The following is a 14,926-nucleotide window of genomic DNA, read 5'->3' as shown; positions in this document are numbered from 1 at the left end:
GGAAAGCGCTCCTGGAACCTGCCACCTCCCAATGACACGTCCCAAAGGCTCTGGGGCACGGACTCCTGGAAGATCCCTACAAGGTCTGTCTGGCGCACTCCCTGAGACTGGCCGGCCATAAGGTGAAGCGGGAGGTTTTCCTGGATATCGAGTGGAGGGGGCTTGTGGGCTTGATCCTTTCTCCGCGAGCCTCAGCGAGATCCTCCGCGCCTCCGCGTTCCAATAGGATGCTGCGAATGCGCGGCGCCATCAGGCACTGCAGCACAGACTCACGATTCCAGCTCCTCCATGCTCCGGCACGGATGGGTATTAGCCATTACTATCCTAGATTACGACCACACCCTAGGAGGGTGCCCCCGAACGTTTTCCCCGGTTCATGCGGCCTTCGGGCCGCATGAACCGGGGAAAACGGCATGGACGCGCCGGCGATCCGGGCTGAAGGGGACGGGGAGGGCGGACCGCCCTCCCCGGCTCACTTCGCGGGCAGGGCCTCGAAGACGAGGACCTCGTAGGGCTTCAGGGTGACGGCCACGGGCTTGTAGGCGTTCCGGAGGCCCTCCAGTTCCTTCAGCTCGCGCTGGCGGTAGGACGGCTTGACGGTGTAGGCCGTCGCGGCGCCTTCGGGGAGTTCGAAGGCCCGGGCCAGGTCCACGGTGAAGGCGCGGGGCTCGCCGGAGGGGTTGCGGAGGGTCAGGAGGCCCTTGGCGCTGGACCAGGAGGCCCAGCCGTAGACGTCGCCCTTGCGGGGATCGCCGCCGACCCAGTGGGTGTCGGCCAGGGTGCCGGCGTTGGCGCGGGCCCACTTGGCGCTTTCGGCCAGGGCGTCCCAGTTGTCGGGGGTCAGGAGGCCGTGGCTGATGTACATCTCCTGGAGCTGGGTGCCGCTGCCGAAGTAGCTCCGGACCTCGTGGGTGAAGGCCTTGCCGGGATCCGAGTCCAGGCCCCGCGCGCCCTTGGCGTAGATGATGCCGTGGAGCATGAGGCTGTTCAGGGGGAAGAGGGGCCCGCCCTTGACGATGCGCTCGTAGGTGTCGGCGTCGCGGTAGGTGATCCAGCGCTCCCGGTCGGAGCCCTTGCCCTCGAAGCTGTGGTCCTCGCCGCCCCGCCAGATGCTGTCGCAGATGGAGAGCCAGAAGGGGCTCGGCCACGTGCCGGTGGTGAGGTTGATGAAGAGGCCGGGCTTGGCCTGGCGCAGGTCCCGGATCAGGCTGATGGCCGCCTCGAAGTCGCTGCCGAACCGGCTGCCGGGCATCACGGAATTGATGCTGCCCGTCCCGTCCAGCTTGAAGTGGTTGATGCCGTACTTCGTCACCATCTCCAGGCAGGCCTTGTGGAAGCTCTCGTAGTACTTGGGGCCCGACAGGGCGAAGAGCTGGCCGTACTCGGGGTTGGGATCCCAGGGATCGGGCACCGTCTCGTAGCCTGCGGCCTGGCCGCTCTTGCGGCGCTCGATGCGCGGCTTGCCGTACCCGCCCCAGGGGGAGAGCCACACGCCGGGGCCGGCGCCGATCCGGGCGGCGGCGTCCCGCACCTGGGCGAAGCCCTGGGGGAAGCCCTTGTGGAACACCCACTGCCCGCCCTTGGAGGTGTCGTCCCAGCCGTCGTCGAAGAGGAAGCTGTCCAGCTTCACCCCGCGCTTCTCCACCAGGTTCTCGGCGAAGCCGCGGATGGCTCCGAGGCAGTCCTTCTCGTCGTAGGGCGTGAAAAAGCCGATGTCGTACCAGGAGTTGTAGTGGAGGAAGGTGCCGTAGGGCCGGGCCCGCTCCCGCTCCACGTAGTAGAGGAAGGCGCGCCGGAGCTGGCCCTCGGGCACCACGCCCAGGACGGAGGAGGCCTCGAAGGTCTTGCCCTTCTGCAGGGGGAGGGCGAGGTCCAGCCAGCAGGTGGCGTGGGCCTTGCCCCAGCGGGCGTCGGAGGCCTGGGCGGCCCGGACCGCGTCGGGGCCCAGGGGGCCCTCGTCGGCGCCGGGAACGGGCACCACCCTGGGGGCGCCCCCGGCCTCCAGCTGGGTCACGGACATGGGGTGCTCGAAGCCGGTGAAGACGGTGCCGGCCACCACGGGGGAGCCATTGACCTGGCCCGAGACTTCCGCGTCCCGGAGCCAATGGTCCACCAGGGTGACGCGGGCGATGTCGGCGTCCTCCTTCAGGGGGGTGATGACGATGCGCTGGCGCACGTAGTTGGACCCGTCGCGGAGGACGGCCTGCCACTCCACCTGGAGTCCCCCGTCCCGGGAGCGGAGGGTGGCCCGGGCCTGCTGGCCGGGGGCCCTCTCGGCCTCGCTGGTGGCGCCGGGCCTGGGGGCCACGGGCTCCACGGCGAAGGAGACCAGGCGCATCCGGCTCGCCTTGAGCTGGGTGCCGTCGTGGAAGGCCAGGATGAAGGCTTCCCGGGGGGCCTCGAGGTCCCGTCCGGCCAGCTTGTCCCGGAAGGTGGCGGGGACGAGGCGGCCGCCGAAGACGCCCCAGGAGGCCGACAGGGCGTCGTTGGAGAGGGTCAGGTACTGGGCGCCGGCGGCGGTGGCCGCCGCCCGGCCCGGGGCCTTGCCCGGGAAGTCCACGGCGTGGAGGGCCGGCAGGGACGCCAGGGCCCCGGCGGCGAGGAGGTGGAGGAGGTGGCGTTGCATGGGAGCTCCGGTCGAATCAGGGTTGGTCGGGGGGATCCGGGAGGCCGGCCATGGTGCGGCGGCCCCGGTCCTCCAGGTCGAAAACGACGATCTCGTTGAGGCCGGCCCGCAGGAAGGAGGCCGGGCAGAAGAGGGCCCGCTGGGGCCCCTTGTCCCAGAACCGGCCCAGGTTCCGGCCGTTGACCCGCACGAAGCCCTTGCCCCAGCCGCGCACGTCCAGGAAGGTGTCGCAGGGGGCCGCGAGCCGGAAGGCCGCCCGGTGGAAGGCGGGGCCCTTCACGGGCCCCCGGCGGAACCGGAGGCCGGCGAGGTCGGCCATGGGGAGGGGGTGATGGTCCCAGCCGCGCAGGGCCTTCCCGTCCAGGAGGACGTCGGCCAGGCCCTTGCGCTCGTTCTGCAGCTCCCGGGAGAAGTTGATGCGGCCCCCGTTCTCCACGAGGAGATCCAGGGGGCGTCCGGCTTCCAGGACCACGTCCAGGCAGCTCTGGCCCAGGCGCCGGTCCAGGGTCCCCAGGATGCGGTCCCCCTGGCGGACCAGGGCGAAGTCCTTCAGGCCCTTCACCTCCAGCACGCCCCTCGCCGCGGCGGCGGGCACGTGGCGGTAGAGGGTCCAGCCCGTGGCCTGGCCCAGGGCCTCCTGGGCGCGGGGGCGCTCCGCGGCGATGGGGGTCCCCAGGAGGCCCTCCAGGGGCGCCGCCTCCCGGAAGGGGAAGGCGGGGATGGCCCGGGTCCGGGGCGCGGCCGGCACGGGGGGGAGCTCCGCGCCGGCGGGCAGGGTCCCGCGGATGGCCTCGCGGTAGGCGAAGTACTTGGCGGTGGGCCGCCCCGCCTCGTCCAGGAGGGCGTCGTAGTCGTAGCTGGAGACATCGGGCTGGTAGCGCCCGGCCCAGTTGGCCCCGTTCATGAAGCCGAACGTGGTGCCGCCGTGGAACATGTAGAGGTTGTAGCTGACGCCCCGGGCGTTCATCCAGGCCACGCCCGCGGCCCCCGGCCCCGGCGGCACCCGGTGATGGGCCTCGCCCACGTGGTCGAACCAGCCCGTCCAGTACTCCCCGCAGAAGGCGGGGGTCCCCGGGCGGAAGGCCGCCAGGGCCTCGAAGGCGCCGGAGGGATCGTCCCCGGCCCCGAAGTTCACCGCCGGCGGCAGGCCGGGCATCGCCCCGGCGGCCAGGAGCGCGGCGTCAGGGCCGTCGCTCGTGTAGAGGGGCACCTCGAAGGCCGCCCGGAACATCCCGAGGATGGCCGCCTTGTAGGCCTCGTCCTTGCCGAAGGAGCCGTATTCGTTCTCCGCCTGCACGAGGACGATGGGCCCGCCCCGGGTGACCTGCAGGCCCCGGACCCGGCGCCCCACCTCCTCCAGGTAGCGCCGGGCGGCGGCCAGGAACCGGGGATCGGCGGTGCGGACCTGGAGGTCCGGCTCCGCGAGGAGCCAGGCCGGAAGTCCGCCGAATTCCCACTCCGCGCACACATAGGGGCCCGGCCGCAGGAGGACCATCAGGCCCTCCTCGGCGGCGGTGTGGAGGTAGGCCTCCAGGTCCAGGCCCCCGGAGAAGTCGAAGCGCCCCGGGGCGGGCTCGTGGAGGTTCCAGAAGACGTAGGTGCAGAGGGCGTTGAGGCCCATGGCCTTCATCATGCGCATGCGGGGCCGCCACTGGTCCGGGCTCACCCGCGGGTAGTGCATCTCCCCGCTCCGGATCTGGACCGGGGCCCCGTCCAGGACGAAGGCGCCCCCGCGGACCTGGAAGGTCCGGGGCTGGCCGGCCTGGGCCGCCAGGGCGAGGGCGCAGAGGAGGAGGGCCCTCACCGCGCCGCTCCCTTGCGGCCGGCGAAGTGGGCCTCGATCTCCTCGAGCGTCCTGCCCTTGGTCTCCGGCAGCACGAAGGTGGCGGCCAGGAAGTAGACCACGGTGCAGCAGGCCCAGAAGAGGAACATGGCGCCGTAGCCGTAGGTCCCCACCACGGGCAGGAAGACGGCGGCGATGGCCGTGGAGACGAACTGGTTCACCAGCAGGGCCACGCTCATGCCGTTGGAGCGGATGCGGGTGGGCATGAGCTCGGAGAGGGCGAGCCACACGCAGACCCCGGGGCCGGAGGCGTAGAAGGCGATGAAGGCGGCGATGCACAGGGCCGTGAGCCACCCGTGGGCGGCGCCGGGCACGGGGCCCACCTCCGCCTTCCGGATGACCAGGGGCGCGTTCGCGCCCTCGGCGGGATCCGGGAAGGGGTTCAGGTGGAGCCGGCGGAAGGCCCGGCCCAGGACGCTGTCGGCCTGGACCGTGGTGTCCCGGCTCAGGCGCAGGGGCTTGGGATCGGGGTCGTCGGTGCGCCGGGTCCGCACATCGGTGAACGGGCCGTACGCGTAGACGAGGGTGAGCTGCGCAGGCCGGCCCTCCCGGGCCGCGGCCGCCAGGGGCCCGGCGAAGGCCTGGCCGAAGTCCAGGTCCAGGGCATCCCCGGCGACCATGGCCTGGACGGCCTGGCGGTGGTCGACGCGGCCGCGCTCGCTGGAGAAGAAGAGGAGAGAAGCCAGGGTCAGGCTCACGACGATGCCGCCGGTGCCCACCATCAGCAGGAACTTCCGGCCCTTCCGGTCCACCAGGGCCACGGCGACGACGGTCATGACCGCGTTCAGGACCTTGAGGCTCACGTCCCCCAGGTTCGCGACGGCGCCGGAGAGCCCCGCCTGGTTCAGGATGTTCACCACGTAGGCCAGGATGGAATTGGCGCCCGTGGCCTGGGTGCAGGCGAGGATGACGCAGGCGAGGACGAAGGGGATCACGTAGCGGCGGCTGAACAGGGAGTCCTTCGCGCCGGCCTCGCCCGCGGGGAACGCGGCCGCGCCCATCTCCCCCAGCTCCAGGTCCGCCTCGGCCGCGCTCCGGGTGCGGAGGAGGGCGGCCCGGGCGGCCTCCAGGCGGCCCCTGCGGAACAGCCACCGGGGCGACTCGGCCAGGGCCAGGCTGCCCAGGGTGAAGACCAGGCCCGGCGCCAGGGCCATCCAGAAGATGTTCCGCCAGGCGTGGTCCTTGGCCGCGAAGATGAGGGCGGCCTGGGAGGCGGGATCGGCGGCGGCGTGGGCGGCCTTGACGGCCTGGTCCACCTTCCAGGCGTTGTGGAGCCCGATCAGGGCGGCCACCACGAGACCGAAGGTGAGGAGGAGCTGGAAGATCCCCGTGCCCTTCCCGCGGTTGCCCGCCCCCAGGCATTCCGCCAGGTAGAGGGGGACGACGACCCCGATGAGGCCGCCGCTCACCCCCTGGAGGAGCCGCCCGAGCAGGAGGGGCGTGTAGCCCCCGGCCAGGGCGATGACGGGGATGCTGAGGGTGAAGAGGAGGCCCGCGAGCACCATGACGGGCTTGCGGCCCAGGAGGTCCGAGAGGGCCCCCGCGAAGAGGGAGCTGAGGACGCTCCCCAGCAGGACCGCGGCCACGATGAAGGACATCTGCTGGGCGTTGAGCCGCCACGCGACGGAGGCGGTGGATTCCAGGTAGGGCAGCGCGCCGGCGATGATGCCGAGGTCGATGCCGTAGAGGAGGCCGCCCATGCCGGCGATGAAGAGGAGGTAGCGCATCTGGCGGACGTTGCGGGTGCTGCTCATGGTTCCCCCGGGATCAGGATCGGCCGCCGGCGAGGGCGGGAAGGGCGGAGAGCCTCCGGCGGAGGCCCGTTTCCTGGCGCTCGAGGCCGCGCAGGAGGGCGAACTGGTTGCGGGCCCTGTCCAGGTTGTGGCCGGGCCGGTGGATGCGGAAGTAGGTATCCCCCTCCAGGTGGTCGGTGAGGAACCGGAGGCCGCACTCGTAGGTGAGCAGCTGCCCGGCGGTGACCAGCAGGTCGCGCTCCACGGCCAGGAGGGCGCCGCCGGTCCCCTCCAGGTAGCCCTCGGCCAGGGCCATGAACATGTCCTCGCGGGCCTCCAGGCCGCCCACATCGGGGTCGTCCTCGGCCAGGGGATTGCAGGCGGTCCGGACCATGTCGCCGAAATCGAAGAGGGAGAGGCCCGGCATCACCGTGTCCAGGTCGACCACGCAGACGCCCTCGCCGGTCTCCTCGTCGAGCATGACGTTGTTGAGCTTGGTGTCGTTGTGGGTGATCCGCTCCGGGATGGCGCCCGCGGCCTGCAGGTCCGCCAGGACCGGGGCCAGCGGCGCCCGGGAGCGGGCGAAGGCCAGGTCCTCGGCGCAGCCGGCGGCGCGGCCCAGGGGGTCGCGGGCGGCGGCGTCCAGGAGGCGCTGGAGCCGGCCCGGGGTGTGATGGAAGGCCGGGATCGTCTCGTGGAGTGGCGGTCCGTCGTAGTCGGCGAGGAGCCCCTGAAAGGCGCCGAAGGCCCGCGCGGCCTGGAAGGCCTGGGACGGGCTCTCGATCACGTCGAAGGTGCGGGCCCCTTCGATGAACACGTAGCAGCGCCAGAAGCCCAGGACCGGGTCGTCCACGTAGGGGGTCCCCCCCTCCCGGGCCTGGACCAGGGTGAGGACGCGCCGGCTGCAGGGGAGCCCGAGGGCCTCCAGCTTGCGGCGGATGTGGCTGGTGACCGCCTCGATGTTCCGCATCAGCTCGGCGGGCTTCAGGAAGATCCGCGTGTTGAGGCGCTGGAGGAGGAGGCGGATCCGGCGCCCGCCCAGGTCGCAGGTCACCGCGAAGGTGTCGTTGATGTGTCCGGTCCCGTGGGGCCGTCCGGAGATGAAGTCCGCCTCGACGAGGAACCGTCCCAAGACGGTCCTGAGAAGCGTTTCCTGGGCTTCCATGTCAGATTCCTCCAGCCTTCGGGTACTGCCCGGCCGCGACCAGGGCCCTGATTTCGGCCTGGACCCGCGCGCGGTCCTCCTTGTAGGTTATTCCGAACCAGCGGCCGGGGGTCTCCAGCACGCGCACCTGGGCCCTCCCCTCCTGGATGAGGGCGTCCACCGCCGCGGGGAGGTAGAACTCCGCCTTGGGGTCCCCGCCCAGCCGGGACAGGAAGGCCTTGAAGTAGCCCTCCAGGGCCGCCATCATGCCGGGCCGGAATCCCCACATGTTCATGGAGACGGGCTCTTCCCCCGTGAAGCGGACCAGGCCCCCGGGACCCGCCTCGTCGGCCCCGCCTCCGGGCAGGGCGCGGATCCCCGTGTGCTCCCGGATCCCCGCCAGGGTCCCGGACGCCGTGAGGTCGCAGAGGCCCCGGGCCACGGTCCCGTGCGGCGACAGGGTGTTGGCCAGGCGGAAGGCCACCATGGCGTGGACCGGCAACGGCCCCGCCGCGGGTTCCCGGAGGGCCCCGGCGAGGGCCTGGAACGCGTGGGCGCCGTAGAAGTCGTCCGCGTTGATGACGATGAAGGGGCCTTCCACGTGGTGCCGCGCGGCGAGCACCGCGTGGCCCGTCCCCCAGGGCTTGGTCCGGCCTTCGGGGGGCCGGTGCCCGGCGGGGATGTCGTCCAGGTCCTGGAAGGCGCAGGCCACCTCCACCCGGTCCTCGTAGCGGGAGGCCACCTGGGCCCGGAAATCCGCCTCGAGCTCCCGCCGGATCACGAAGACGACCCGTTCCACGCCCGCGGCCAGGGCGTCGTGGACGGCGAAGTCCATCATCGTCTCGCCGGCGGGGCCCACCGCCTCCAGCTGCTTGACGCCGCCGAACCGGCTGCCCATCCCGGCCGCCATCACCACCATCTCAAGCTTCATGCGCGTCCCCCTTCCGGCTGAACCAGTCCCAGGTGAGGCCGAGGCCCTCGGCGAAGGCGGTGCGTGGACGCCAGTCCAGCTCCCGCGCGGCCTTCCCCGGGTCCAGGCAGGACCGCCGCTGCTCCCCGGCGATCCCCGGCGCGTGGACGATGGCCCCGGGGTCCACCCCGGCCCGTTCGCACAGCCCCTCCGCCAGGGTCCGGATGTCCGTCTCGATCCCCGTCCCCAGGTTGAACACCCCCGTCGCCCGCCGCGCCAGCGCCAGCGACACCGCCTCCGCGATGTCCGGCGCGAACAGGAAGTCCCGGGTCTGCCGCCCGTCCCCGTTCACCACCGGCGCCCGTCCCGCCCGCAGCGCCTTGCAGAAGACCGCCACCACCCCGGCCTCCCCCTTCGAGCCCTGCCGCGGGCCGTACACGTTCGAGAACCGCAGGCTGCAGCCCGCCAGGCCCCGCTGCACCGCGTAGGCCGCCAGATACTTGTCCACCGCCAGCTTCGCCACCCCGTACGGGTTCAGGGGCACCTCCGGGTGCGCCTCGTCCTGCCGTCCCGAGGCCTCCCCGTAGATCGCGCCTCCGCTGGACGCGAACACGAACCGCGCCATCCCCGAGGCCAGCCCGGCCTCGATCAGCCGCAGCGTCGCCAGCACGTTCTCCTCCGCGTCGAACACTGGATCCTGGCAGCTCACCCGCACGTCGATCTGGGCCGCGAAGTGCAGCACCGCCTCGGGCCGCAGCTTGCCCACCAGCGCCGGCAGCCCCGGGTCCCGCAGGTCCATGCGCACGAAGTCCGCGCGGGGGTTCACGTTGGCCTCCGACCCGCTCCGCAGGTTGTCCAGCACCGTCACCCGGTGCCCCTCCGCCACGCAGCGGTCCGCCACATGGCTTCCGATGAATCCGGCGCCGCCGGTCACGAGGATGTGCATGCATGCTCCTTGCTCGCCGGGGCAGACCCGCCCCTACCCCGCCGGGCCCCTTCCCGGGACCCGGGGCGTTTTATCGATGACTCGAAAAATTTTGATGGATGAAGCGATATTCCGCTTGACCCCGCTGGAGGGCATCCATAAGCTACAGAAAATTCTTCACCCGGGCAATTGTTTTGTTCGCTCAAAAAAATATTCCCCGGCCTCCGGAACCCACTGCTTCCGCCCCGCCCGGGCGGATCACCCAACCAACCCAGGGAGGAACCCCATGAAGGACCGCCTCACCGCATTCCGGGCCCTGACCGTGCTTGCCGCCGCCTTCGCCCCGCTTCTGGCCGCAGAGCCGGACATGAGCTTCGACCTGAAGCTCAAGACCGGCCTCAAGGGCGGCTCGGCCCGCCAGGAGCTCAAGGACAACAAGATCTTCGGCTTCGCCCTCGGCGCCAGCCGCGCCTACGGCTCCGGCCGCCTCACGGCGGAGCTGGGGTTCGACATCCTGCCCGGCCAGAACTACGACGCCACCCCGTTCTCCGGCGCCATCCACGCCCCCGCGGGGACGGGCCTGGGCATCGCCGATCCGGCCACGGGCCACCCCTACTTCCTGCGCCCCAACGAGTCCCTCGACCTGCGCAAGGAGTCCGCCCAGGGCTTCTCCCTGAAGCTCGGCTACGCCGCGCCGCTCTCCTGGAACCAGGGCCTGAGCTGGCACGCCGGGATCAGCCTCGAGGCCTACAAGGTGTCCTCCGAGTTCACGGGGACCCTCCGGCCCATGTACGTCAACGCGTCCGGCACCCCCACCCAGGTGGCGACCAGCCTCGGCAAGTACTACGAGGGCTTCGCCTTCGTCTCCTCGGGCACGAGCTTCGCGCCGGGCGCCTTCGCGGGCCTCCGCCAGGAGATCGGCGAGGACTTCGCCGTCGAGCTGAACCTGCGGAGCTTCGGCCTGAAGCACCAGGACTACCGTCCGACGACCTACACGGGGGCGGCCCCCGTCCTGGAGACGTCCACCAAGCGCGGCTTCTCCTTCGACGTCGCCCTCTGCCTGAAGCTGTGAGCGCGGGACCCCCCCTGAACGGAGACGCACGATGAACATCCGCAGAACCCTCCCGTCCGTCGCCCTCCTGCTGGCGGCGGCCACCCTTTCGGCCCAGGACACCACGGGCACGCTCACCGGCCGGATCACCGACAAGGCCGGAAAGGCCGTCCCCGGGGCCCGGATCCAGATCTCCTCCCCCGCCCTGCTGGGCACCCGCACCGCCACCACGGACGCCGCGGGCTCGTACCGCCTGGTGCTCCTGCCCAACGGCGCCTATGCCATCAGCGCGGACGCGCCGGGCTACCTGGGCGCCAAGGGCACCCTCCACGTCCTGGCGGGCCAAGTCGCCCGCTTCGACCTCTCCCTCCGCCCGCTGAAGGAGGTCGAGAAGGCCCAGTCGGCCACCGTCGAGGTGGTGGCCTCCGCCGCCCAGGTGGACAAGACCGAGACCGTCACCCAGACCAATGTGGCCATGGAGACCCTGAACCAGCTGGGCAACAGCGACTCCTCCTCCATCCTGGCCACCCTCGGCCTCCTCACGCCCGGCCTCTCCACCAGCAACCTGGCCGAGCAGGGCGCCCTGAAGATCCGCGGCGGCACGGGCCACGGCACCAAGATGGTGCTCAACGGCGCCACCATCACCGAGGAGGGCGGCGGCTACGCCCTGGAGACCGGGACCCTGGCGGACATGGTCGATTCCATGGCCGTGGTCCAGAGCCCCCTCAACGCCCGCTTCGGCAACACCGACGGCGGCATCGTCTCCATCGTCACCACCAAGGGCTCCAACACGTTCCAGGGCTCGGTCCGGCTGAACTTCTCGCGGCCCTTCTGGAAGGCCAACGACACGCCCTACGCCACCCGCACCGGCGCCGTCGCCGCCTTCAACCCGGCCACGGACGAGATCTCCCGCCGCTTCGAATACACGATCAAGGGCCCCCTCTGGAAGGACCACATCACCTTCGCCTACGGCGGCGTGCTGATCCCCGACCAGTACTACTCCTACCCCTTCGACGTGCTGCAGAACAACCCCTCGGTCGCCACGGACCCGAACGGGATCTTCTACAAGAACCAGGCCAACGGCCAGATCGTCCGCCGCTCCAACCTCTGGGCGCAGGGCAAGTACACCACGGACACCCAGGCCGAGACCTACAACCAGTTCGTGGTCTTCGCCCAGCTGGCCCCCGACCACTCCCTGGAGTGGAACTACACCCAGGACGACCAGGACTACATCTCCACCTACGGCGTCATCAACGGCAACATGTCCGGCAACGACGCCTACAAGATGCGCACCTGGAACCTGGCCTACAAGGGCGTCATCGGGACCCACGGCGTCCTGGAGGGCCGGTTCAGCCGCACCACCCGGGCCTTCCCCCACCCCTACAGCCCCGATTCCCCGCCCATCTACCTCAACACCTACCCCACGGGCACGGCCGACGCGGGCGGAGCCTACCTGGCCAACAGCCTGCTCGAAGGCTGGGACAACGGCGGCACCACGGTGAACACCAACGGGTTCGTGACCGACCGCGGCGACACCCTCCGCGGCGAGAGCGGGTCCCTCAACTACCAGCACCTGCTGGAGAAGGCCGGCACGCACATCATCGACGTCGGCCTCCAGTTCGAGACCTTCCAGTGGAACACCCAGGCCCAGGGCGCCAAGTACACCTACTGGGCCCCCGGCCAGATCGCCGACGATCTCACCGCCGCCGACATCTCCGGCGCCGGCGTCAAGGACCCCTCGGCCTACGCCGGGAAGTACATCGTCTTCAACTACGCCGCCCTCCAGAGCGACCTGGACCCCGCCTACCCCTCCGAGCCCGTCATCGGCTCCGGCTACGAGACGCTGATCCCCCGGGTGCGCGTGCTCTCCGGCAGCGAGGCCGGGTCGTACAAGATGCGGACCGAGTCCTACTACGTCAACGACCTGTGGACCCTCAACGGGCGGCACAGCATCATGGCCGGCCTCCGCTACGACCGCCTCAAGGTGAGCGACACCGTCAAGACCATCGCCTCCTACGGGATCCCCACCGTGCGCTTCGAGTACAAGTGGGACATCTACGGCGACCAGACCCGCATCCTGAACGCCTCCTTCGGCCAGTTCCACTCCCGGCAGCCCGGAAGCCTCTTCTACCCCATGATCACGGGCCGCCTGGCCAACGCCACCACCCTCTACTGGAACCAGGGCTCCGCCACCCCCTACCTGGTGGACAAGGCGGCCCTGCTCAACCTCTCCAACTACGGGTACGTGGCCAACCAGAGCTACGCCGGCCAGACCTTCACCGTCGACAAGGACTGGAAGGCCCCCGTCTCCAACGAGTGGGTCCTGGGCCTCCGCCGCACCTACAAGAACGGCGGCTTCTGGCGCGCCAGCCTCGTCTACCGCAACTGGACGAACCTCTACGACTTCTTCCCCGGCGAGGTGTTCACCTCCGCCAGCGGGAACCCGGCCTTCCGCTCCGTGCTCCGCAACGATCCGGACGCGGAACGCACCTACAAGAGCGTCGAGATCGAATGGAGCATCCCCTTCACCCGGAAGCTCACCTTCGGCGGCAACTACACCTTCTCCCGCCTCGTCAGCAACGTGCGGAACCTGGTGGACAGCCCCAGCCGCAGCTCCAGCCAGACCAACAACAGCACCAACTTCCGGTCCTGGTACCTGAACTACATGACCCGGGAGGAGTTCAACCCCTCCACGCTGCGGGATCCCCAGCACGTCATCAAGTGGTTCCTCACCTACGACCTCACGGCCGGCAAGGTGAAGTCCAACCTGGGCCTGCGCGGCACCTACACCAGCGGGACGCCCACGAGCCGCACCTTCTCGTACACGATCCCCTACGAGGTCATCCCCGGCTACTACGACGGCCCCTCCGGCCCGAACAGCAACACCGGCGGCCTCATCAACAGCCTCGCCAAGTACTACGGCGCGGGCCAGTTCACCAACGAGGACAGCTGGGCGATCAACCTCCAGTACAACATCGAGTTCCCCATCCTCCGCACCCTGGTGTGGTTCACCAACGTCCAGGTCGACAACCTGTTCAACAGCCGCACCCCGGGCATCTACGCCCTGCCCGCCCAGGCCGGCCGGGACACCATCAACGGCGCCGCCACGCGCAACCCCTACGGGTACCAGCTGGGCGCGAACCTCGCGAGCATCTACGGCAAGGATTCGCTGGGCAACACCATCTACCGCAACGGGCTCCGGTCCGTGTCCATCCAGACCGGCGTCCGGTTCTAGGCCGAGGAGCATGACATGAACAAGCGCCTTACCATCCTCGCCCTCGCCCTGACGGGGGCCACCCTGGCCTCCGCCCAGGGCACGGACAGCTTCGTGATCACGGGCGGCCTCGCCTTCGCCCAGGGCAACGCCCAGGACCTCACCGGCAAAGTGGGCGGCGGGTTCCAGGCGGAGGTGGGCTACCAGTTCCACCCCCAGGACTTCGGGACCGATGTGCGGGTCTACGGCGGCTGGACCAAGCTGCCCGCGGCCACCAGCACCACCGAGCGCACCACGTACGAGCTGGCCGGGCCCCATGTGGGCTTCGACATCGTCTACGCCCCCTGGACCCGCGTCCAGGTCTTCACCGGCCCCTCCGCCCACGTGTGGCAGGTGGTGCGCCAGGGGGAGGGCGGCGGCAAGGTCGGCGACCAGGGCCTCAAGCTCGGCTGGCGTGCCGGTTTCAGCTACCGCTTCGCCCGGGCCTGGGAAGCGGGCGCGGCCTACACCCTCACCGAGTGGCGCAGCAGCCCGGACGACGGCATCACCCCGACCCGTCCGGCCTACCTGAGCCTCACGGTCAGCTACCGGTTCTGATGGAAGCCCCCGCCACCTCCCGCGCCGGGAGGACGGCCCTGGCCGTCCTCCTGGCCTCCCTGACCCTGGGTGCGGACGAACGACTCGCGGGTCTCGCCTGCCGCTCGGTGCACCTGGCCTACGCGGCGCCGGACACGGGGGCCTTCATCCAGGAGGTCACCGTCGAACGCTCCGCCCCGGGCACCTATGTCATGGTCTGCGGGTGGCGGGGCGGCTACTTCGGCATCCAGGAGGGGGACCGCGGCCAGCGCCGCCTCCTCTTCTCGGTCTGGGACCCGACGGTGGGGGACGACCCCGCCGCCGTGCCGGAGGCCCAGCGGGTCCGCCTCCTGTTCCGGGACCCGGAGGTCCGGGTCGGCCGCTTCGGCGATGAGGGCACGGGGGGCCAGAGCTTCATGCCCCTCGCCTGGAAGGAGGGGGTCCCGGTGCGCCTGGCCGTGACGGCCCGCCTGGAGGGGGACCGCACCGCCTACACGGGCTGGATCCTGGAACCGGCCCGGGGCGCCTGGCGGCGCCTCGTCACCTTCAGCGCCCTCAACGGCGGCCGCCGCCTCCAGGGCCTCTACAGTTTCATCGAGGACTTCAAGCGGGACCGCGTCTCCCTCACCCAGCCCCGCCGGGCCGCCTTCGGTCCCGGCTGGTTCCTGGACGGGGCGGGCGCCTGGTCCCCCCTGGTCACCGCCCGCTTCACCGCGGACCGCAACCCGGCCGCGTCCATCGACGCCGGCCAGGCCCAGGGCCGCTTCTTCCTCGCCACCGGCGGGGAGACCCGCAACACCCACCTCCCCCTCGGGGAGCGCCTCACCCTGTCCGGAGCCCCCCAGGGACCCGGGGACCCGATCCTCCCCGAACCCTGAGGCCGGCCCCGATGCCGCGACGCCGC

At 71.0% G+C, this 14,926-nt stretch carries 11 protein-coding genes; 5 read left to right on the top strand and 6 right to left on the bottom strand.

All coding sequences use genetic code 11. The annotated features are described in order from the left end of the window. Nucleotides 1-50: 50 nt before the first annotated feature. Nucleotides 51-398, top strand: coding sequence for a GxxExxY protein (locus R2J75_RS19850; protein WP_394365913.1), 348 nt, complete (start codon nt 51-53; stop codon nt 396-398). Between the two features lie 74 nt (nt 399-472). On the opposite strand, the gene R2J75_RS07665 is transcribed toward R2J75_RS19850, so the two are convergent. Genes R2J75_RS07665 through R2J75_RS07640 form a run of 6 tightly spaced genes read right to left on the bottom strand, consistent with a single transcriptional unit; the run spans nt 473 to nt 9,202 of the window. Then, the gene (locus R2J75_RS07665; protein WP_316411443.1) at nt 473-2,626 is read right to left on the bottom strand and encodes an alpha-galactosidase; all 2,154 of its coding nucleotides are present in this window, start codon (nt 2,624-2,626) and stop codon (nt 473-475) included. 16 nt (nt 2,627-2,642) lie between these two features. Beyond that, nucleotides 2,643-4,430 carry a glycoside hydrolase family 35 protein gene (locus tag R2J75_RS07660; RefSeq protein ID WP_316411442.1) on the bottom strand — a complete coding sequence of 596 codons (1,788 nt, stop codon included), beginning with the start codon at nt 4,428-4,430 and terminating at the stop codon, nt 2,643-2,645. Then, nucleotides 4,427-6,223, bottom strand: a complete 1,797-nt coding sequence (locus R2J75_RS07655) for an MFS transporter (RefSeq protein ID WP_316411441.1) — start codon at nt 6,221-6,223, stop codon at nt 4,427-4,429. The genes R2J75_RS07660 and R2J75_RS07655 overlap by 4 nt, the downstream gene beginning before the upstream one ends. 13 nt (nt 6,224-6,236) lie before the next feature. Then, complete coding sequence (locus R2J75_RS07650; RefSeq protein ID WP_243335950.1) at nt 6,237-7,367, bottom strand: phosphotransferase enzyme family protein; 1,131 nt, start codon at nt 7,365-7,367, stop codon at nt 6,237-6,239. Between the two features lies 1 nt (nt 7,368). Continuing rightward, the gene (locus R2J75_RS07645; RefSeq protein ID WP_243347576.1) at nt 7,369-8,277 is read right to left on the bottom strand and encodes a nucleotidyltransferase family protein; all 909 of its coding nucleotides are present in this window, start codon (nt 8,275-8,277) and stop codon (nt 7,369-7,371) included. After that, nucleotides 8,267-9,202, bottom strand: coding sequence for an NAD-dependent epimerase/dehydratase family protein (locus tag R2J75_RS07640; protein ID WP_316411440.1), 936 nt, complete (start codon nt 9,200-9,202; stop codon nt 8,267-8,269). The genes R2J75_RS07645 and R2J75_RS07640 overlap by 11 nt, the downstream gene beginning before the upstream one ends. Before the next feature lie 265 nt (nt 9,203-9,467). On the opposite strand from R2J75_RS07640, the gene R2J75_RS07635 reads away from it, so the two are divergent. The 4 genes from R2J75_RS07635 to R2J75_RS07620 are packed head-to-tail and all read left to right on the top strand — an operon-like array spanning nt 9,468 to nt 14,900. Continuing rightward, nucleotides 9,468-10,253: a hypothetical protein gene (locus R2J75_RS07635; protein ID WP_243334295.1), complete on the top strand. Its 786-nt coding sequence runs from the start codon at nt 9,468-9,470 to the stop codon at nt 10,251-10,253. A gap of 31 nt (nt 10,254-10,284) precedes the next feature. Continuing rightward, nucleotides 10,285-13,467 (top strand): TonB-dependent receptor, encoded by a 3,183-nt coding sequence (locus R2J75_RS07630; RefSeq protein ID WP_243334297.1) that lies wholly within the window; start codon nt 10,285-10,287, stop codon nt 13,465-13,467. Nucleotides 13,468-13,482: 15 nt separating this feature from the next. Further along, a complete protein-coding gene (locus R2J75_RS07625; RefSeq protein WP_316411439.1) occupies nt 13,483-14,043 on the top strand; it encodes an outer membrane beta-barrel protein in 561 nt (186 codons plus the stop codon). Continuing rightward, nucleotides 14,043-14,900 carry a DUF3472 domain-containing protein gene (locus R2J75_RS07620; RefSeq protein WP_243334302.1) on the top strand — a complete coding sequence of 286 codons (858 nt, stop codon included), beginning with the start codon at nt 14,043-14,045 and terminating at the stop codon, nt 14,898-14,900. Before R2J75_RS07625 ends, R2J75_RS07620 begins: the two co-directional genes overlap by 1 nt. Nucleotides 14,901-14,926 lie beyond the last annotated feature (26 nt).

Origin of the sequence: Mesoterricola sediminis, from assembly GCF_030295425.1 — a bacterium.
Classification (GTDB): Bacteria; Acidobacteriota; Holophagae; order Holophagales; family Holophagaceae; genus Mesoterricola; species Mesoterricola sediminis.
This window is presented reverse-complemented; position numbering and strand designations above follow the sequence as displayed.